This is a genomic window from Pseudomonas sp. AF03-9, from assembly GCF_020515815.1.
GTDB lineage: Bacteria > Pseudomonadota > Gammaproteobacteria > Pseudomonadales > Pseudomonadaceae > Aquipseudomonas.
This window is the reverse complement of record NZ_JAHPJF010000021.1, coordinates 20,404-40,285: the sequence shown is the minus strand read 5'-3', so window position 1 is coordinate 40,285 and position 19,882 is coordinate 20,404. Positions and strand designations below refer to the sequence as shown.

At 61.9% G+C, this 19,882-nt stretch carries 18 protein-coding genes; 8 read left to right on the top strand and 10 right to left on the bottom strand.

What is annotated here, in order from left to right:
• Positions 1-275 precede the first annotated feature (275 nt).
• The 5 genes from LIY36_RS23325 to LIY36_RS23305 all read left to right on the top strand — a co-directional run bounded on the left by LIY36_RS23325 (position 276) and on the right by LIY36_RS23305 (position 7,547).
• Positions 276-1,667, top strand: coding sequence for a GntP family permease (locus LIY36_RS23325; RefSeq protein ID WP_192300832.1), 1,392 nt, complete (start codon positions 276-278; stop codon positions 1,665-1,667).
• A gap of 7 nt (positions 1,668-1,674) precedes the next feature.
• A complete protein-coding gene (locus LIY36_RS23320) occupies positions 1,675-2,448 on the top strand; it encodes a 3-hydroxybutyrate dehydrogenase (protein WP_192300831.1) in 774 nt (257 codons plus the stop codon).
• 185 nt (positions 2,449-2,633) lie between these two features.
• Positions 2,634-4,586 (top strand): acetoacetate--CoA ligase, encoded by a 1,953-nt coding sequence (locus LIY36_RS23315; protein WP_226457321.1) that lies wholly within the window; start codon positions 2,634-2,636, stop codon positions 4,584-4,586.
• Between the two features lie 144 nt (positions 4,587-4,730).
• Entirely contained in the window at positions 4,731-7,226 is a 2,496-nt protein-coding gene (locus LIY36_RS23310) for a hybrid sensor histidine kinase/response regulator (protein ID WP_226457320.1), read from the top strand.
• Positions 7,227-7,271: 45 nt separating this feature from the next.
• Positions 7,272-7,547 (top strand): peptidylprolyl isomerase, encoded by a 276-nt coding sequence (locus LIY36_RS23305; RefSeq protein ID WP_046383114.1) that lies wholly within the window; start codon positions 7,272-7,274, stop codon positions 7,545-7,547.
• 120 nt (positions 7,548-7,667) lie between these two features.
• Here LIY36_RS23305 and LIY36_RS23300 read toward each other — a convergent pair whose 3' ends face one another.
• From LIY36_RS23300 to LIY36_RS23265, 8 genes are all read right to left on the bottom strand, one after another.
• Positions 7,668-8,573 (bottom strand): sugar kinase, encoded by a 906-nt coding sequence (locus tag LIY36_RS23300; protein WP_226457319.1) that lies wholly within the window; start codon positions 8,571-8,573, stop codon positions 7,668-7,670.
• Positions 8,574-8,707: 134 nt separating this feature from the next.
• A complete protein-coding gene (locus LIY36_RS23295; RefSeq protein WP_192300827.1) occupies positions 8,708-9,916 on the bottom strand; it encodes an amino acid deaminase in 1,209 nt (402 codons plus the stop codon).
• Between the two features lie 9 nt (positions 9,917-9,925).
• The gene (locus LIY36_RS23290) at positions 9,926-10,690 is read right to left on the bottom strand and encodes an IclR family transcriptional regulator (RefSeq protein ID WP_226457318.1); all 765 of its coding nucleotides are present in this window, start codon (positions 10,688-10,690) and stop codon (positions 9,926-9,928) included.
• Positions 10,691-10,858: 168 nt separating this feature from the next.
• Positions 10,859-11,248 (bottom strand): RidA family protein, encoded by a 390-nt coding sequence (locus LIY36_RS23285; RefSeq protein WP_078742925.1) that lies wholly within the window; start codon positions 11,246-11,248, stop codon positions 10,859-10,861.
• Positions 11,249-11,264: 16 nt separating this feature from the next.
• A complete protein-coding gene (locus LIY36_RS23280) occupies positions 11,265-12,047 on the bottom strand; it encodes an amino acid ABC transporter ATP-binding protein (RefSeq protein ID WP_226457317.1) in 783 nt (260 codons plus the stop codon).
• The gene (locus LIY36_RS23275; protein WP_226457316.1) at positions 12,044-12,706 is read right to left on the bottom strand and encodes an amino acid ABC transporter permease; all 663 of its coding nucleotides are present in this window, start codon (positions 12,704-12,706) and stop codon (positions 12,044-12,046) included. Before LIY36_RS23275 ends, LIY36_RS23280 begins: the two co-directional genes overlap by 4 nt.
• An 11-nt stretch (positions 12,707-12,717) precedes the next feature.
• Positions 12,718-13,380 (bottom strand): amino acid ABC transporter permease, encoded by a 663-nt coding sequence (locus LIY36_RS23270; RefSeq protein ID WP_124526745.1) that lies wholly within the window; start codon positions 13,378-13,380, stop codon positions 12,718-12,720.
• Positions 13,381-13,432: 52 nt separating this feature from the next.
• Positions 13,433-14,281 (bottom strand): transporter substrate-binding domain-containing protein, encoded by an 849-nt coding sequence (locus LIY36_RS23265; protein WP_192300823.1) that lies wholly within the window; start codon positions 14,279-14,281, stop codon positions 13,433-13,435.
• 333 nt (positions 14,282-14,614) lie between these two features.
• Here LIY36_RS23265 and LIY36_RS23260 point away from each other — a divergent pair, with 333 nt between their 5' ends.
• Positions 14,615-14,863, top strand: coding sequence for a hypothetical protein (locus tag LIY36_RS23260; protein ID WP_226457315.1), 249 nt, complete (start codon positions 14,615-14,617; stop codon positions 14,861-14,863).
• A 75-nt stretch (positions 14,864-14,938) separates the two neighbouring features.
• The gene (locus LIY36_RS23255) at positions 14,939-15,268 is read left to right on the top strand and encodes a thioredoxin family protein (protein ID WP_226457314.1); all 330 of its coding nucleotides are present in this window, start codon (positions 14,939-14,941) and stop codon (positions 15,266-15,268) included.
• Between the two features lie 143 nt (positions 15,269-15,411).
• Here the strand turns inward: LIY36_RS23255 and LIY36_RS23250 are convergent, their stop codons facing one another.
• Complete coding sequence (locus LIY36_RS23250; RefSeq protein ID WP_192300820.1) at positions 15,412-16,968, bottom strand: TerC family protein; 1,557 nt, start codon at positions 16,966-16,968, stop codon at positions 15,412-15,414.
• Positions 16,969-17,215: 247 nt separating this feature from the next.
• The gene (locus LIY36_RS23245) at positions 17,216-18,091 is read right to left on the bottom strand and encodes a LysR family transcriptional regulator (protein WP_226457313.1); all 876 of its coding nucleotides are present in this window, start codon (positions 18,089-18,091) and stop codon (positions 17,216-17,218) included.
• A gap of 150 nt (positions 18,092-18,241) precedes the next feature.
• On the opposite strand from LIY36_RS23245, the gene LIY36_RS23240 reads away from it, so the two are divergent.
• A complete protein-coding gene (locus LIY36_RS23240) occupies positions 18,242-19,780 on the top strand; it encodes an MFS transporter (protein ID WP_226457312.1) in 1,539 nt (512 codons plus the stop codon).
• Positions 19,781-19,882: the final 102 nt, after the last annotated feature.

Here is a 19,882-nt window from a genome sequence, read left to right as displayed (position 1 = left end):
CTCGCTATCAAGACAGCCGCCTGTGGAAGCGGGCTTGCCCGCGAAGGCGGTGGTGCAGCCGACGCATCTGTGACTGATACTGCGCCTTCGCGAGCAAGCCCGCTCCCACATTTGTTCTGCGCCCGTCTCAAATTCGAGACAATACTCGCAGCAGCCACCAGAAAGAAATAATTTATCCTTATATTTCAACGACTTAATATCTTGGCACGCATCTCGCTATAGCTTCTCCCCACCGCAACACCCACAAAAATAACAATTCGATCTGGAGACACTCCATGAGTGTAATCATCGCCCTGGCAGCCCTCGCGCTGCTGATGCTGGCTGCCTACCGTGGCTATAGCGTTATCCTGTTTGCCCCCATCGCCGCCCTCGGCGCCGTCCTGCTCACCGACCCGTCCGCCGTCGCGCCTGCCTTTACCGGGGTGTTCATGGAGAAGATGGTCGGCTTTATCAAACTGTATTTCCCGGTGTTCCTGCTCGGTGCGGTGTTCGGCAAGCTGATCGAGCTGTCGGGCTTTTCCCGTTCGATTGTGGCCGCCGCGATCCGCTTGCTCGGCACCCGCCAGGCAATGCTGGTGATCGTGCTGGTCTGCGCCCTGCTCACCTACGGCGGTGTGTCGCTGTTTGTGGTGGTGTTTGCGGTGTACCCATTTGCCGCGGAGATGTTCCGCCAAAGCAATATCCCCAAGCGCCTGATCCCGGCGACCATCGCCCTCGGCGCCTTTTCGTTCACCATGGACGCCCTGCCCGGCACTCCACAGATCCAGAACATCATCCCCAGCACCTTTTTCAACACCACCGCCTGGGCTGCGCCGTGGCTGGGCCTGATTGGCACGGTCTTCGTGTTCTGCGCCGGCATGCTCTACCTCGCGCGCCAGCGCAACAAGGCGCAGCGCGCCGGTGAAGGGTATGGCACCGAGTTGCGCAATGAGCCGGAAACCGCTGAAAACCTGGCGCTGCCCAACCCGTGGATCGCGCTGTCGCCGCTGATCCTGGTGGGGGTGATGAACCTGCTGTTCACCCACTGGATCCCGCAGTGGTACGGCAAGACCCACAGCCTCGCGCTGCCGGGCATGAGCGCGCCGGTGACCACCGAGATCGCCAAGCTCACTGCGATCTGGGCGGTGCAGGCTGCGTTGCTGGTGGGGATTATCGTGGTGCTGGTGTTCGGCTTCTCCGCGATCAAAAGCAAGCTTGCCGAAGGCAGCAAAAGCGCGGTCAGCGGCGCGTTGCTGGCGGCGATGAACACCGCGTCGGAATACGGCTTCGGCGCGGTGATTGCCTCGCTGCCGGGCTTTTTGGTACTGGCAGACTGGCTCAAGGGCATTCCCAACCCGCTGGTCAACGAAGCGATCACCGTGACGCTACTGGCCGGTATCACCGGGTCCGCGTCGGGTGGCATGAGCATTGCGCTGGCGGCCATGTCCGAGAGCTTTATTTCAGCAGCCCATGCGGCCAATATCCCCCTTGAAGTGCTGCACCGCGTCGCCGCCATGGCCAGCGGCGGCATGGACACCCTGCCCCACAACGGCGCGGTGATCACGCTGCTGGCGGTCACCGGCCTGACCCACCGCGAAGCCTACAAGGACATTTTCGGCATTACGATTATCAAGACCCTCGCGGTGTTCGTGGTGATCGGTACTTTCTACGCCACTGGCATTGTGTGAGGTTTTCATGACGACATTGAACGGCAAGACCGCCCTGGTCACCGGTTCCACCAGCGGTATCGGCCTGGGCATCGCATTGAGCCTGGCCAAAGCCGGCGCCAACCTGATCCTCAACGGCTTCGGCGACGCCAGCGCGGTGATCGCCCAGGTGCAGGCGTTCGGCGGCAAGGTCGGGCATCACCCGGCCGACGTCAGCGACCCGGCGCAGATCGCCGACATGCTCGCCTACGCCGAGCGCGAGTTCGGCGGCGTCGACATCCTGGTCAACAACGCCGGCATCCAGCATGTGGCGGCGGTGGAAGACTTCCCCACCGAGCGCTGGGATTCGATCATCGCCATCAACCTGTCGTCGGTGTTCCACAGCACGCGCTTGAGCCTGCCGGGCATGAAAGCCAAGGGCTGGGGGCGCATCGTCAACATCGCCTCGGTACACGGCCAGGTCGGTTCGGTGGGCAAGGCGGCCTATGTGGCGGCCAAGCACGGCGTGATCGGCCTGACCAAAGTGGTGGGCCTGGAGACCGCGACCAGCAACGTGACGTGCAACGCCATCTGCCCGGGCTGGGTATTGACGCCGCTGGTGCAGAAGCAGATTGATGATCGCATCGCCACGGGCGTGGACCCGCAGCAAGCGCAGCATGATTTGCTGGCAGAGAAGCAGCCGTCGCTGGAATTTGTGACGCCGCCGCAGTTGGGTGAGTTGGTGCTGTTCCTGTGCAGCGAAGCCGGCAGCCAAGTGCGTGGTGCGGCGTGGAACATCGATGGCGGCTGGTTGGCCCAATAAACGCAAACCTGGACAACACTGGAGATACAAATGTAGGCAAGGGCTTGTGTGGGAGCGGGCTTGCTCGCGAAGGCGGTGGTTCAGCCCAAGCATCTGTGACTGATACTCCGCCTTCGCGAGCAAGCCCGCTCCCACATTGGGCCTGTGTTGCCTGGCAGACTCAAACAAGAACAAGAGATCTCGCAATGTCCGACATCCTCTGGCAACCCTCCCCGGAACGCATCGCCAATACGCGCATGGACCAGTTCCGCCGCTACATCAACGCCCACCACAACGTGCAACTCAACGACTACCCCGCCCTGCACCAGTGGAGCATCGACCAGCGCCCCGACTTCTGGCAGGCCATCGTCAGCTTTTTCGACGTGCAGTTTCGCAGCCCGCCCAGCGCCGTACTGATTGAACAAAGCGCCATGCCCAGCGCCCAATGGTTCCCCGGCGCCACCCTGAATTTTGCCGAGCACCTGCTGCGCCGCCGCGACGATCACCCCGCCGTGGTCGCCATCAGCGAAGACGGCCAGCGCGAGCAGTTGACCTACGCCGAACTGGCCGCACACGTCGCGGGCCTGCAAACAAGCCTGCGGGCCATCGGCGTGACCCAGGGCGACCGCGTGGCCGCGTGCATGCCCAATACTTGGCAAACCCTGGTGGGCATGCTTGCCACCACCAGCCTTGGCGCGATCTGGTCATGCTCATCGCCGGATTTCGGCACCCAGGGTGTGATCGACCGTTTCGGCCAGATCGAACCCAAGGTGCTGATCAGCTGCGCCGGTTATCGCTATGCGGGCAAAGATATCGATCAAAGCGCCAAGCTCAATGAAATCCTCGAACGCCTGCCGTCCCTGGAGCAACTGATCGTGGTGCCATACGCCAAGCCCCAGGCGCGGGTCGAGGACTACCGGAGCGCGGCCAACGTCGCCCTGTGGGACGACTTCTACCGACCCGGCGGCGATCCGCAATTCGTCGCGGTGCCGTTCGATCATCCGCTGTACATCCTTTATTCCAGCGGCACCACCGGGGTGCCCAAGTGCATCATCCACGGCACCGGCGGCGTGCTGCTCACGCACCTCAAGGAACACGGCCTGCATGCCGATCTGTGCCGTGAGGATTGCCTGTTCTACTACACCACCTGCGGCTGGATGATGTGGAACTGGCTGGTGTCGGTACTGGCCATCGGCGCCACAGCGGTGCTGTATGACGGTTCGCCGTTCCACCCTGGGCCCGAGCGCTTGCTCGACTTGATCGATGCCGAAAAGATCAGCGTGTTCGGCACCAGCCCCAAGTTTCTCGCCACCCTGGAAAAGGCCGGTCTGCAACCGCGCTTGAGTCACGATTTGCGCAGCCTCAAAGGCTTGATCTCCACCGGCTCGCCCCTCTCGCCGCAGAGCTATGACTACGTGTACCGCGAGATCAAGGGCGAGCTGTGCCTGTCGTCCATGTCTGGCGGCACCGATATTGTGTCCTGCTTTGTGATCGGCAACCCGGTGCTGCCGGTGCGCCGTGGCGAGATGCAGTGCAAGAGCCTGGCGATGGCCATTGAAGTGTGGAACGACCGCGGCCAGCCGTTGATCGGTGAAAAAGGCGAGTTGGTCTGCACCCGGCACTTCCCGGCGATGCCCATCGGCTTGTGGAACGATCCGCACCAGACGAAGCTGCGCGCCTCGTATTTCAGCCAGTTCCCTGGCGTCTGGGCCCAGGGCGACTACGCCGAGCAACGCCCGAACGGCAGCCTGCTGATCCACGGGCGCTCCGATGCCGTGCTCAACCCCGGCGGCGTGCGAATCGGCACGGCGGAGATCTATCGCCAGGTGGAAAAAGTCCCGCAAGTCATGGAAAGCCTGGCCATCGGCCAACGTTGGCAGGATGACGTACGGGTGGTGCTGTTTGTACGCCTGGGCGACGGCATCGCCCTGGATGAGGCGCTGGAGCAGCAGATCCGCCACGTCATCCGCGCCAACACCACGCCACGCCATGTACCGGCAAAGATCCTCGCCGTCACCGACATCCCGCGCACCATCAGCGGCAAGATCGTCGAATTGGCAGTGCGCAATGTGGTACACGGCGAGCCGGTGAAAAACACCGATGCGCTGGCCAATCCCGAGGCCTTGGAGCAGTTTCGCGACCGGCCTGAGCTGGCTTGATAGATGAAAGGTTTCAGCCCTGAGCCACTCATTTGAAGACAAAACCCCAATGCATGCTATTTTTCGAGGGGTAGTCAGCCGTTCCCTTGTCACGGGATAATCGGCGTTTGTCATATTTCAAAGCGTTACGCTCAGGGCTTTTTCATGAATGGAACATCCACCGTCAGCGAAGCCGGCGCATTGATCGCACGGCTGGACTGGGCGCAAAGCCCTCTCGGTGAAGCCAAAAACTGGCCGCAAAGCCTGCGTACGGCGGTGGATATTGTCGTCCACTCGCCGATGCCGATGCTCCTGCTGTGGGGCAGCCAACTGACCCAACTGTACAACGACGGCTTCGCCGCCCTGGCAGGCAACAAGCACCCACAGGCGCTCGGCCAGCCGGCGCACCAGACCTGGCCGGAATTGCACAGCTTTACCGCACCGATCTACGACGCGGTGCTCAGCGGCCAGGTACGCACGTTCAGCGAGCAGCCCTTCGTCCTGCAACGCAACAACCGCGACATGGAAATCTGGCTGGACCTGACCTACAGCCCGATCCGCGATGAAAGTGGCAGCGTGGCCGGCATCCTGGTCACCGCCATCGAAACCAACGAGCGCCGCAAGGCTCAGCACAACACCGAGCAACGCCTGCAACTGGCGCTGGCAGCGACGGACGCCGTCGGCACCTGGGATTGGGACATCGCCGAAGACCGCTTTATTGCCGACGCCCACTTCGCCTACCTGCACGGCGTCGACCCGGATACGGCCGAGCTGCTGCCGATCAGCGACTACCTGCACGGCGTGCATCCCGAAGACCGTGGCATGGTGACGCGCAGCATCAAGCACTGCATCACCTTCGGCACCGAGTACGCCGAGGAATACCGCCTGCAACAAGCCGACGGCACCGTGCGCTGGGTGTTCGCCCGCGGGCGTTGCTACAAGGACCATCAGGGCCGCCCGGCGCGCTTTCTCGGCGCCGCCCTGGACCTCACCGAACGCAAGCACACCGAACAGGCCCTGCGCCAAAGCCAGACCGAGCTGCAGTTGATCATCAACGCCATGCCGGTGCTGATCGGCTATGTCGACCACGAGCAACGCTTTCGCCTGAACAACAGCGCGTACCTGGACTGGTACGGCATGACGCCCCAGGAGCTGTACGGCAAGACCATCCGCGAAGTGCTCGGCGACGAGGTGTATGCCGGGCGCCAGGACCAGATCAACGCCGCGCTCAACGGCAAGGCATGCAGTTTCCTGACCATCACCCCACACCGCGACGGGCGCCCGCGCCATGCGCTGATGAAGTACCTACCGCGCTTCAGCAACGACGGCTCGGTGAACGGCTTCTACATCTTTGTGATCGACGAGACCGAACGCAAACTCACCGAGGAAGCCCTGCGCCACCTCAACGAAAACCTCGAAGAGCGCGTGGCCCAGCGCACCCAGGCATTGGCCGAGGCCAACCAGCGCCTGCAAAACGAAATGTTCGAACGCGAGCGCGCCGAAGATGCGCTGCGCCATGCGCAAAAGATGGAAGCGGTCGGCCAGCTCACCGGCGGCATTGCCCACGATTTCAACAATATGCTCACCGGCATCATCGGCAGCCTGGACCTGATGCAGCGTTACATCGCCGCCGGGCGCAGTGAAGACATCGGCCGTTTTACCGATGCCGCCGTGTCCTCCGCCCATCGCGCCGCCGCCCTCACCCACCGTTTGCTGGCCTTCTCACGGCGCCAATCCCTGGACCGCCGCCCGCTCGACCCGAACCAGCTGGTGGCGTCCCTCGAAGAGTTGTTCCGCCGCACCAAGGGCGCCCATATCAACCTCAAGGTGCAATTGGGCCACGACATCTGGCCGGTGAACACCGACGCCAGCCAGCTGGAAAACGCTCTGCTCAACCTGGTGATCAACGCCCGCGACGCCATGCCCGACGGCGGTGAACTGCTGATCGAAACCGCCAACAGCTACCTCGACGGCACCGACATCACCACCCTGGAACCAGTCAAAGCCGGTGACTACGTGATGCTCGGCGTATGCGACAACGGCTCCGGCATGGCGCCGAAAATCCTCGCCAAGGCGTTCGACCCGTTCTTCACCACCAAACCCATCGGCCAGGGCACCGGCCTTGGGCTGTCGATGATCTACGGTTTTGCCCAGCAGTCCGGCGGGCACGTGACCATCCACAGCGAACCGGGCCAGGGCACCTGCGTGCGTCTGTACCTGCCGCGCCTGCATGGCACCGCGCTGGAAAGCAGCCTGCCGGCCAGCGTCGGTGAAGCGCCGGTGGCCCTGGCGGGTGAAGCCGTGGTGGTGGTCGAAGATGACCCGGCGGTGCGCATGCTGGTGGTCAATGTGCTCGGCGAATTGGGCTACACCGCGCATCAGGCGGCGGATGCACGCACCGCCTTGCCGCTGCTGGAATCGGATCTGCGCGTGGACCTGCTGGTCACCGACGTCGGCCTGCCAGGCATGAACGGCCGGCAATTGGCCGAGATCGCCCGCCAGCACCGCCCGGGCCTGCGCGTGTTGTTCATGACCGGTTACGCGGAAAAAGCCGCCGAGCGCCAAGGCTTCCTGGAGGACGGCATGGACATGGTGGCCAAGCCGTTTTCCATCGACCTGCTGGCCACGAAAATCCGCAGCATGATCAGCGTCGTCGAGTGAGTTCAGGCATAATCGCGCGCCGTTGCACGTACCTGGTAGAGATCAATGAAAGCCCAAGCCCGTCATATCCTGGTGAAAACCAGCGAAGAAGCCGAACAACTCAAACAGCGCATTGCCAAGGGCGAAGCCTTTGACGTGCTGGCCAAGAAGTACTCCACCTGCCCATCGGGCAAGCGCGGTGGGGATTTGGGCGAGATCCGGCCGGGGCAGATGGTCGGGGCGATTGATGCGGTGATCTTCAAGAAGCCGCTGCGGGTGGTGCATGGGCCGGTCAAGAGCAAGTTTGGGTATCACCTGGTGCAGGTGTTTTACCGGGATTGAGGGTTGGCTTGAGGCCGCTATCGCAGGCAAGCCAGCTGCCACAGGTGACCGCGTTTTGTTTGAAGGAATGCGGTCGAATGTGGGAGCCGGGCTTGCCCGCGATCCGCCGCAGGCGGCCATTCACCGAGGGATCAACGCCCCTGGTACTTGAATCACCCGACTCGCCAACCCATGCCCCGCCACCGCCGCTTGCTCCGGCGAGCCGCCCTTCAAGCGACTGGCCAGATACGCCGCACTGAACGAGTCCCCTGCCGCCGTCGTATCCACCACCTTCTCAACCTTCAGCGCCGGCACGGCAAAGTGCTCGCCCTTGAAACGGATCAGGCATTCCTGCGCGCCACGCTTGAGCACCACTTCGTCAATCCCCGGATACGCCGCAAACACCTGCTCACTGCTGGCATAACCAAACAACCCGCGCTCGTCATCTTCGGTCAGCAAGGCCATATCCACCTCGGCCAATACCTTGTGATAGGCCACACGCGCCGCTTCGACGCTGGCCCATAAACGCGGCCGGTAGTTGTTGTCAAACACCACCTTGCCCCCGCGCCGGCGGGTTTCGACCAGGGCTTGCAACAAGCGCTCGCGGCCGACTTCGCCGAGCACCGCCAGGGTGATGCCGCTGAAATACACCACGTCGTAGCCCGGCAAGGCCGCCAGGATCGGCGCGGCGGCAGGCGTGGTAAAGCAGTCGCGCACGGCGGCTTCGTTGCGCCAGTAAAGAAATTTGCGCTCGCCGCTGGCGTCGGTCTGGATGCAGTACAACCCCGGCAAACGTCCCGGCAGGCGCTGGACCATGTCCAGGCCGAGGCCTTCGTCGCGCCATTGCTGGCACATCGCGTCGCTGAAGCTGTCATCGCCCAGGGCGGTGACGTAATCGACGCGGCCTAGGCTGCCCAGCTCGCGGCGCAGGTACACCGCCGTGTTGAGGGTGTCGCCGCCGAAGCTCTGGTGCAGGCTGCCGTCGGCGCGGTGTTGCAGTTCGATCATGCATTCGCCGATGAGGGCGATGTGGGGGTGAGCAGTCATGATGGGGTCTCGGGTGTGGCTGATGGCCTCTTCGCGAGCAAGCCCGCTCCCACATTGGATTGGGTTCACAGATTTCTATTTGTGAATACCGTCAACTGTGGCAGCGGGCTTGCTCGCGAAGGGCTCGACTCGGTCTAGAAACAGGTATGCAAGCTCTCGACCACCTGCAACTGCTCATCCACCAGGCAACCCACCTGCCACTTGTCAAACGTCAGGCACGGGTGCGAAGTACCGAACGAAATAATGTCACCAATACGCAACTCAACCCCCGGCGCCACGCTCATGAACGCATGCTGGTCCATCACCGCCGTGACCTTGCACCCGCTCACATCCTCGCCTTCGGCGGGCACGATCCCAGCCTTGTAGCGCTTGAGCGGCACCGGCAACCCGGCGTCGTAGGCCACGTCGCGCTTGCCCAGGGCAACCACCGCGAAGCCCGGCTCGGGCAGCGATTGCACGTGGGCCCAGACTTCCAGCGCCGGGCGCAGGCCTTCGTTGAGGTCGCTGCGACGCTCGAGTACGCAGCATTGCGCGTCTTTGTAGATACCGTGGTCGTGGGCCACATAACTGCCGGGACGCAGCACGCTGAGGAAGCGGCCGGCGGCGTTTTGTGTTTCGAACGACTCGGCGATCAGGTCGTACCAGGCCGACCCCGATGCGCTGATGATCGGCTTGGCCAGGTCGAAAGAACCGTTGTTCTGCAAATCCACCGCCAGGCGCACCAGGCTCGCGGCAAAGTCGCGGATACCGCTGATAGCGTGCTCGCCGTGGATCACCCCTTCATAACCTTCGATACCGGTCAGCGCCAGGGCCGGCTGGGCCTGGATCGCCTTGGCCAGGTCGCGCACTTGCTGCTCGCTGCGGCAGCCGCAACGGCCGCCGACCACGCCGTATTCGATCATCACATTGAGGCGCAGGCCACGGGCGGCAAAGAACAGCCCGAGGTCGGCGACGTTGTCTGGATGATCGACCATGCAGTGGAAATCGAAATCCTTGTCCGCCAACAGGTCGGCGATCAACGCCATGTTCGGCGCACCCACCAGTTGGTTGGCCATCAATACGCGGCGAACGCCACCGGCGTAGGCAGCACGGGTCTGCACGGCGTTGGCCAGGGTAATGCCCCAGGCACCGGCGGCGATCTGGCGCTGGAACAGCGCCGGCATCATGCTGGTCTTGCCATGGGGCGCCAGCTCGGCGCCACTGTTGCTGACGAACGTTTGCATCCAGCGGATGTTGTGTTCCAGGGCGTCGCGGTGCAGCACCAGGGCCGGCAGGCTGACGTCACGGACCAGATGGGCACCGACGGCGGCGGCGCCTTTTTCAACGGCATTGATGGCAGACATGAAATGCTCCTATTCGTTGATGCGACGGGCCAGGCTGTTGGCGCTGTCGATCAACACCCGGCGATAGTCGTTGTAGTTTTTCAGCGCATCGGCCCTTGGGGCGACGATGCACAGGGTCGCAATGCTAATGCCTTGCGCGTCCCGCACCGGGGCGGCAAAACAGTGGGTAAAGGTGTCGGCCACGCTGTCGAAGGAGAAGAAGCCATCGAGGGTGGCCTGGCGGATCTGTGCCAGGAAGGTCTCCAGCGGCAAGCGCTCACCGTCCGGCAGGATGAAATCGTCCTGGTCGATCAGGTCGATGATCTGCTGGTCGCTCAGATGCCCCAGCAGCAGGCGCCCGGAGGCCGTCCAGGGGATCGGCGCGTTTTCGCCGATGTCCGAAGAAATACGGAAATGCCGCTCGCCCTCGCGCATCAGCGCCACCGTGTATTTGCGCCCGTTGAGCAGGCACATCTGCGCGGTTTCGTGGGTCTGGCTGACGATTTCCTGCAAGGCGTGGTCGGCCTCGCGGGTCAGGTCGAAGTGGCGCAGGTGCGCCTGGCCGAGAAAATACAGCTGGCGACCAAGGTAGACGTGACCGTCTTTGCCTACCGTCTCCAGAATGCGTCGCTCCAGCAGCGAGGCGACCAGTTCGTAGACCGTGGACTTGGGGCTGCCGATGCCGCTGGCAATATCATTCGGGCGCAGGGGCTGGCCGATTTCCTTGAGGAAATCGAGAATATCGAACGCCCGGTCCAGGCCTTTGGCGCGGCGTTTGATGGTGTCTTCGGTCATGGCAGTTTTCGGTCCGGTCATAGTAGTAATGCTGCACAGTGAACCCCTGTGGGAGCGGGCTTGCCCGCGAAAGCGGTGGGTCAGTCAGGCATGGGTTGCCTGACACTCCGTCATCGCAGGCAAGCCAGCTCCCACATTGGCGCTGCGGGGGTCTTCAGATCGCTGCATTTAGCCTTTTTTCTTGTAGGCCACGCAATCGATCTCCACCTTGCAATCGACCATCATATTGGCCTGCACACAGGCGCGCGCCGGTGCGTGTTCCGGGGTGAAGTATTCGCCGAACACCTTGTTGAAACTCCAGAAGTCCCGTGGGTCTTCCAGCCATACGCCAACGCGGACCACGTCTTTGAGCTCGTAGCCGGCTTCTTCGAGGATCGCTACCACATTGCGCATGGTCTGCCGGGTTTGCTCGACGATGCCACCGTTGATGATTTCACCGTCCACCGCTGGCACTTGGCCCGAGACGTAGAGCCAGCCGTCCGCTTCCACCGCACGGGCGAAAGGACGTGGCTGGCCGCCGCCGGCAGTGCTGCCGGTGCCGTAACGAGTAATGCTCATAAAAATAGCCTCCTGATTAAAAACGAATGTTCTTGAGAAATTCCGCCAGGCGCGGCGATTGCGGGCGCTCGAAGATGTCCTTCGACGAGCCCTGCTCTTCAATGCGGCCCTGGTTCATGAAAACGATCTTGTCGGACACTTCATAGGCGAAGCGCATTTCGTGGGTGACCAGCAACATGGTCATGCCCTCTTCCGCCAGGCCCTTGATCACGCTGAGCACTTCGCCAACCAGTTCCGGGTCGAGGGCCGAGGTGACTTCATCGAACAGCATCAGGCTGGGGTTCATCGCAATCGCCCGGGCAATCGCCACGCGCTGTTGCTGGCCGCCGGAAAGCTGGCCGGGGAAATGGTTGCGCCGCTCCAACAAGCCTACGCGGTCGAGCCATTTTTCCGCCAATGCCACGGCCTCGTCCTTGCCCATCTTCTTGACCTTGAGCAGGCCGAGGGTGACGTTTTGCAACGCGGTCAAATGGGGGAACAGGTTGAACTGCTGGAACGCCATGCCGGTCATTGCGCGGTGCTGGGAGATCACGCGCTCAGGGTGACGCACGCGCTTGCCGGCGATTTCGCTGTAACCGATGGACTCGCCGTCAAGCGTGATCTGCCCGCCCTGGAACTCTTCCAGCAGGTTGACACAGCGCAGCAGCGTGGTCTTGCCCGAGCCGCTGGAGCCGATCAACGTGACCACGTTGCCGCGCTGCATGCTCAGGTCGACGCCCTTGAGTACTTCCACGTCGCCGTACTGTTTACGCAGGCCGCGAATGTTGAGCAGTGCTTGCTCTGTTTGAGGTTGGTTCATGGCAAGGCCACCCGCTTTTCAATGTAGCGCCCGAATAACTCGATGGCGTAGTTGATGACAAAGAACAGAAACCCGGCGAACAGATAGAACTCCAGGGTCATGAAGGTACGCGCGATGACTTGCTGGGTACTCAACAGCAACTCGGCCACGCCGATGACCGAAAGCAAAGTCGAGGCCTTGACGATTTCCGTGGAGGAATTGACCCACGTCGGCAGGATCTGCCGCAGTGCCTGTGGCAGCAGCACGTAGGCCAGGGACTGTGGGAATGTCAGGCCAATCGCCTTGCCCGCCTCCAGTTGCCCACGGGGGATGGCTTGCAGCGCGCCGCGCACGATCTCCGAGACGTGAGAACCGCAAAACAGTGTCAACCCGACCGCACCGGCCTGGAACGCGCTGATTTGCCAACCGAGCGCCGGCAGCATGTAGAAACACGCGAGCACCAGCACAAACACCGGCGTGCCACGGATCAGATCCACATACAGGCGAAACGGCGCCCGCATCCAGAACTTGCCGTAGGTCAGGATCAACCCGGCGACGATGCCGATCAGGGTGCCGAAGATAATCGCCAGCGCTGACACATACACGCTGGCTTGAAAGCCCGCCCACAGGGTATCCCGGGCGATCCACAACTCATGCAACCAGCTGGGGGACTCGTACATGGGAACCCTCCTTAACGACGGATCGCCAGACGCTGTTCCAAGTAACGGAGCAGCATGGCAATGAGGTAACAGGCAGCCACGTAGAGCGCTGTCGTGACCAGCCAGGTTTCAATCACCCGGTAGCTTTCGACGTTGATCTTGCGGGCGTAATAAGTCAGCTCCGGCACCGCAATGGCAGCGGCCAGCGAGGTGTCCTTGAACAGCGAAATAAAGTTGTTCGACAGCGCCGGCAGCACGTTGCGCAGCATCACCGGCACGGTGATGTAGGCACGGATGCGCCACTCGCCCAGGCCGATGGCCAGGCCGGCTTCACGCAACCCCTTGGGAATATTCAACAGCCCGGCACGGAATACTTCGGTCAGGTAGGCACCGGCGTACAGCGACAGCGTGATGATGAAGGACGGGATTTTGTCGAGGCGGATGCCCAACGACGGCAGCGCAAAGTAGATCAACAGGATCAGCACCAGGATCGGCGTGTTGCGCACCACTGTCACGTACACCGAGGCGAAGATTCGCAACGCGCGGTGCTTGGACAGCATGGCAAACGCCATCAGCAGGCCGATCACGCAACCGATGGCGATCGACAGCAGTGCCAGCTGCAGGCCCAGGCCGAGCCCCGCCAGCAAAGTGTCGAAATCGCGCCACACGGCGGCAAAGTTCAACTGATAGTTCATGGTCAGCAATACCTAATAGGGGCGCCGTTCGCGGCGCCCCGGTTGTCACGAATCACTTGAACTCGACAGGAAAACCAATCGCCGGCGATGGTAGATCGACGCCGAACCACTGCTTGAACGAGGCTTGGTAGGTGGGGAACTCGACACCGGTCATGGCTTCATGCAGGGCGGTGTTGACGAAGTTCAGCCAGTCCTGGTCGCCACGCTTGACCGCGCACGCGTAGGTCTGCGGGCTCCAGGCGTAGGTCGGGCTGCGATAGCGGCCAGGGTTCTGCACCATCAGGTATTTGACCGAGGACTGGTCGGTGGCGGCGGCATCGGCGCGGCCGGAGTTCACAGCCTGGTACATCAGGTCGACGCTGTCGTATTGGTCGACCTTGGCTTTTGGCAGGGCCTGATGCACCAGTTCTTCGGCGTAGACGTTTTGCAGCACCGCCACGGTGACGCCGTCGCCAGCGGCTTGCAGGTCTTCAATCTCTTTGTACTTGCTGTTGTTCGGCAATAGCAGGCCGACGCCTTCGCGGTAGTACGGCAGGGTAAACGCGACCTGCTGAGCGCGGCTGGCGGTGACGGTGATGAACTGGCAACTCATGTCGACCTTGTTGGTCAGCAGGTTGGGAATCCGTGCGTCGGACGACTGCACCACAAATTCGACTTTGCTCGGGTCGTTGAACAACCCCTTGGCCACGATGCGGCCGATGTCGATATCAAACCCCTGCAACTTGCCATCCGCTCCCTGGAAGTGCCACGGCGCATTGGTACTGCCTGTACCCACGATCAAGTGCCCACGCTTGAGCACATCATCGAGCTTGCTGTCCGCCGCCTGCACTTGGCTTGCGAGGGACGCCGAGGCGGCGAAGAGAAAAACACACGCTTTGAATACGGAAGGTCGGTGATGCATGACAAGCACTCCAGGAGTTGTGTATTCCGCTATACCGGAACTTAGTATGTAACAACGGAATAGACAGCAGAAAGTGTGCCACACGCCGAAATAGAAAAATACGCGGGGAATAAATTCTTTATAAATCAGCCAGATAAATCGTCGCAGGCAATACGGCGATACGCCAGCATCTGCGCCCACCGTGCTACCCCAGGCCACACACTGCGGTGACAGGCCCCAGTCGGGCGCGCCAAAACAGCGTTACCGCGCACCGTTGCGGTGCGCGCGCACCGTGGAAAAATCCCCATGCTCGGCTAGCCTTTGCACATGCCCGCCTACAAGGACCGTGCCCTGATGAAGTTTCGTCTTACCCTGGTTTTGCTTTCCTTGCTGGTGGCCGGCAGCGCCTGCGCCAGCAACGATCGCCGCGACTGCAAGGAAGAACTGCGCAAGCTCAAGGACACCTTGAGCACCAACTACACCAGCCAGAACCACCACGGCTATCGCCAGGCCAAGGCCTCGCGGGACAATCTGGAATACAAGAAATGCGCGAGCCAGGCGCGCAAGGCCCGCGAGCGCTTGGAGCGTGACCGGGACCTGTGAAGATTGACAGTAGACGCTGCTCAATCCTCGATTTAGCGTTGGCGACAACTACCGCCGCGCAAGAGGAAGGCTGTCATGGGACTTGCCACTGCGACGATTGCCAATGCCGAGGACTACCGACAGGTACTGAGCAGCTCACGCCCAGTATTTTTGCTGTTTGTTTCAGCCCGCTGCCCCGCTTGTTCTCAGGCCGTGCCGCTGTTTGAAAGGGTTGCCGCCAACTACCCCGAGGTCGTGAGCATGGTGCTTGACTGTGAAAACACTCCTCGCCACCCGGAGGTAAAGGGCACCCCGACCTGGTTGATCTACCTCAACGGAGAGTTGAAAGAGGCATTCAAGGGTTTAGGCGCCCCAGAAGATCAAGACCAATTCGTTGAAGACACGTTCGCCCGCTACGCCCGCTAGTCCTTGCACACCCCTGATGGCCATCTACGCGGCTCAAGGCAGTCTCGACCGAACCCAGGTAAAGGATGGCGACATCCTCAACCCGGTGCCGTTCAAGGCCAACCGGGCGCTGTATGTGTCAAAACACGCAGGCAAGGACTGCTTTACGGTTCACGCACCATCGTCACCTGAGTGACCCGTCGCTCTTCGACCGCGGCCACGGTCAGGCGCCAGCCTTCGTACGCCAGGCTGTCGCCGACCATTGGCAAGCGGTCCAGCAGGCTCATCACCAGGCCGGCGAGGGTCTGGTAATCCTCGGTCGCCACTGCCTGAAAGCCGGTACGCTGGCGCAGTTGGTTCAGGTTCATTGCGCCATTGGCACGGAACCCGGCGCCCTCCTCGACAATATCCGGCCCCTCGATTTCGCTGGCATCCGGCAATTCACCGGCGATGGATTCAAGGATGTCGGTCATGCTCAACACGCCCATGAAGTCACCGAACTCGTTGATCACGAAGGCGATGTGGGTGGACTCCTGGCGCATCTGCTCCAGGGCGTTGAGGATCGAAAAACTCTCCAGCAGATTGATCGCCCGGCGTGCCAGGTGTTCCAGGTTCGGCTGGTTGCCGGCCAGGTATTCCTTGAGCAGTTCCTTCTTGTGCACAAAACCCAGCGGTTCATCCACCGCGCCGTTGCGGATCAACGGCAGACGCGAGTAGGACGAATGCATCAGTTTCAGGCGAATCGTCTCTGCATCGTCCGCCAGATCGATGTAATCAACCTTGGCGCGCGGCGTCATCAGCGTACGAATCGGCCGCTCGGCCAATTGCAGCACACCGCTGATCATCACGCGCTCGCGGCGATCAAACAGCGGGCCCTGGGCGGTATCGGGCTCACCAAGCAAGTCGGCCACCTCTTCACCGACCTCTTCCACCGCCAGGCTGCGACCGCCCAGCAAACGCATTACCGCATGGGCGGTGCGCTCACGCACCGGCAGCACGCCTTGCGCCGACTTCTTGCGGCGGGCACGGGCAATCTGGTTGAACACCTCGATCAGGATCGAAAAACCGATGGCCGCATACAAGTAGCCCTTGGGAATATGGAAGCCCAGGCCTTCGGCGGTCAGGGCGAAACCGATCATCATCAAGAAGCCCAGGCAGAGCATGATCACCGTCGGGTGCGCGTTGACGAAGCGGGTCAACGGCTTGCTCGCGACGATCATCAGGCCGATGGAAATGATCACCGCGATCATCATCACTGCCAACTCATCGACCATGCCCACGGCGGTGATCACCGCATCGAGGGAGAACACCGCGTCGAGCACCACGATCTGCGCCACGATCGGCCAGAACATCGCGTAGGCCACATTGCCCGTACGCTGGGCCACATGACCTTCGAGGCGCTCATGCAATTCCATGGTGGCCTTGAACAACAGGAACACACCACCAAACAGCATGATCAGGTCGCGACCGGAGAAGCTCTTGTCGAACACTTCGAACAACGGCTGGGTAAGCGTCACCAACCACGAAATACTCGCCAGCAAGCCCAGGCGCATCAGCAACGCCAGGGACAAACCGATCAACCGCGCACGGTCACGCTGCTCCGGCGGCAGTTTGTCTGCCAGGATGGCGATAAACACCAGGTTGTCGATACCCAGCACCAGTTCCAGCACAATCAAAGTCAACAGGCCGAGCCAGGCCGTTGGATCCGCTAACCATTCCATTTATAGAGTCTCTTTGTTCGATTATCAGAATGCCGGACACGGCAATGCGCGGTCAGTGGACCGGGACAAGACTAGCAGTCGAAATACGGGGTGCTTGAGCGGAAACGGCGGCAGCGGATGTCTTGGGGAAAGACGACTGGGGGGCTCCGAGAGGGTGTTCATGCAAGTCCTGCGACAAGAAAAGGACTTGAATCGTACAACCGCAAAGCAAATTTCCTACAGCGCAAAACTATTACAAGATCTGTAATCATGTCCGGCCGGCCGCCTTGGCCAACTGGATAAACCGCGCCACGGCGGGGGCTTTTTCGAAGCGCCGGTGGATCAGCGACAACCACGACGACGCCTCACTGCCTTGAATCGGCCGGTAGACCACGTTCGGCAAGGCCACATGTCCCACCACCGATGACGGCACCACCGCCACCCCTTGCCCCAGCGAAACCAGCGCCAACACCGCGACCAAACCACCTGGCTGCGGGCCCAGGCGTGGCGCAAAACCGCCCTGGGTCGCGACATGCAGGGTGCCGCTGATCTGCTCGGGCAAGATGAAGGTTTCATTTTGCAGGTGTTCACAACCGATGGCCTTCAGGCCCAACAGCCAGGAATCCTGGGGCAGTGCGAGGACAAAACCTTCACTGTCCAGGCGCACCGCTTCTACGCCATCGGGCAGGGTCATGGGCGAACGAACGTAGCCGATGTCATAGCGCCCATCCGCCACCGCGCCCGGCAGCGTAGCCATGGCGCACTCGCGCACATTCACACTGACATCGGCAAATGCCTGGCCGAACGCCTGCATCTGCCGTTGCAACAGCCCGCTATACACCGCGGACGCCACATAGCCCAACTCGATATGGCCGATTTCACCACGCCCGGCTCGCTGGGCCTTACGCTGAGCGAGCTCGAATTGGCGCACGGTAGCTTCGGCTTCCGGCATCAGGGCCGCGCCCGCTTCGGTCAGGCTGACCTCGCGCTGTTGACGGATAAACAAGCGCGTACCCAGAGCGGTTTCCATGTCCTGGATCTGCCGACTCAAGGTCGGCGGCGCGATCCCCAGTTGCTCAGCGGCGCGGGTGAAGTTGCAGTGCCGGGCAACAGCCAGGAAATAGCGGAAATGGCGGATGTCCATCGCAGGGTTAGCTCAAAGGTAATGAAGTTGTACGTGGCGCCTAACAAAGGCGCCAAGTGCTGGCGATAAGCTGGGACCATCCTAACAGCACAGAGCCTTTGCGATGCATATCCACTTCAAACCACTCATTGCCTGCAAGGTAATCGGATCATGAACCCGGTCAGCCCGCGCCTGACCCTGTTGACCGCTTCCGGCGTCTGCTCGCTGATTGTGCTCGACACCAATATCGTCGCCGTGAGCCTGCCGAGTATCGCCCGCGACCTTGGGGCCAACTTCGCCGACATCGAATGGGTGGTCAGCGCCTACATGCTCGCCTTCGCCGCGCTGCTGTTGCCGGCCGGCAGCCTCGCCGACCGTTTCGGGCGCAAACGCTCGCTGGTCTGGGGCCTGGGTATTTTTATCCTCGCCTCCCTAGGCTGTGGCGCCGCCCCGACCGCGTTGCTGCTGGATGCCGCACGTGCTGTCAAAGGCGTCGGCGCCGCGCTGTTGCTGACCGCGGCCTTGGCCTCCATCGGCCATACCTTCCACGATGAAGTGGAGCGCGCCAAGGCCTGGGCGTTCTGGGGTGCGTGCATGGGAGTGGCGATGACCGCCGCGCCGACCCTGGGCGGCTTGATCACCGAGTACCTGGGCTGGCGCTGGATTTTCTACCTCAACCTGCCTGTGGGCCTGGCGCTGATGGCTCTGGTGCTGCGCGCGATCCCGGAATCCCGCGACACCCAATCGGCCCGGCTCGATCCGTGGGGCAGCCTGGCCTTCAGTGCCAGCCTGTTGTGCCTGATCTGGGGACTGATCGAAGCGAACCGCATAGGTTGGGACAGTCCGCTGACCTATGCACGCCTGCTGGGTGGTGCAGTGCTGTTGGGCGTGTTTGTGCTGGTCGAACGCTTGCAACAGCGACCGATGGTGGACTTGCAACTGTTTCGTCATCCGCGCTTTATCGGCGCGTTGCTGGGGATGTTTGCCTACGCCGGTTGTGCCCAGGTGATGATGACATTACTGCCGTTCTACCTGCAGAACGGCCTGGGTTTCTCCGCAATCACTTCGGGCCTGGGCATGCTGCCATTTGCCCTGACTATGCTGGTGTGCCCACGCATCGGCGCACGCCTGGCCGGACGCTTTGCGCCTGCGACCATGATGGCCATCGGTTTGACCCTGGTGGGCTGCGGCAACCTGCTCAGCGCCTGGGCGGTGAATGTGGGGGGCTACCTGCCCTTCGCCCTGGCGATTGCCATCACTGGCGCCGGCGCGGGTTTGCTCAATGGCGACACCCAGAAAAACATCATGGCCTGCGTGCCGCGCGACCGCGCCGGGATGGCCTCGGGGATGAGTACCACCATGCGTTTCAGCGCGATCATGCTGGCCATTGGGGTATATGGCGCGCTGCTCAATAGTCAGAGCGAGCAGTTGTTGAGCACGAGCATCGGTGGGCAGTGGCAGGCGCAAGTGGCCGGCATAGCGTCGCGGGTGGTGGCGGGCGACATGCCGGCGGCGATGGCGCTGTTACCGGAGCCAGCACGCGCCAGTGTGCAACCGTTGGCCCGGCAGGCGTTTGTCGGTGGGTTTGGCGGGGTGCTGTGGGTCGCAGGATTATTGGGGTTGCTAGGGGCGCTGGTGGTGGGCATGTTGATGCGACACCCGATCAATCTGGGAGCGGGCGTGTGTGGGAGCGGGCTTGCTCGCGAATGAGGAGTGTCAGTCGCTAAATCCGGTGACTGGTACACCGCTTTCGCGAGCAAGCCCGCTCCCACACAAGCCCGCTCCCACAAGGGATCACTTGGATCCGAGGGG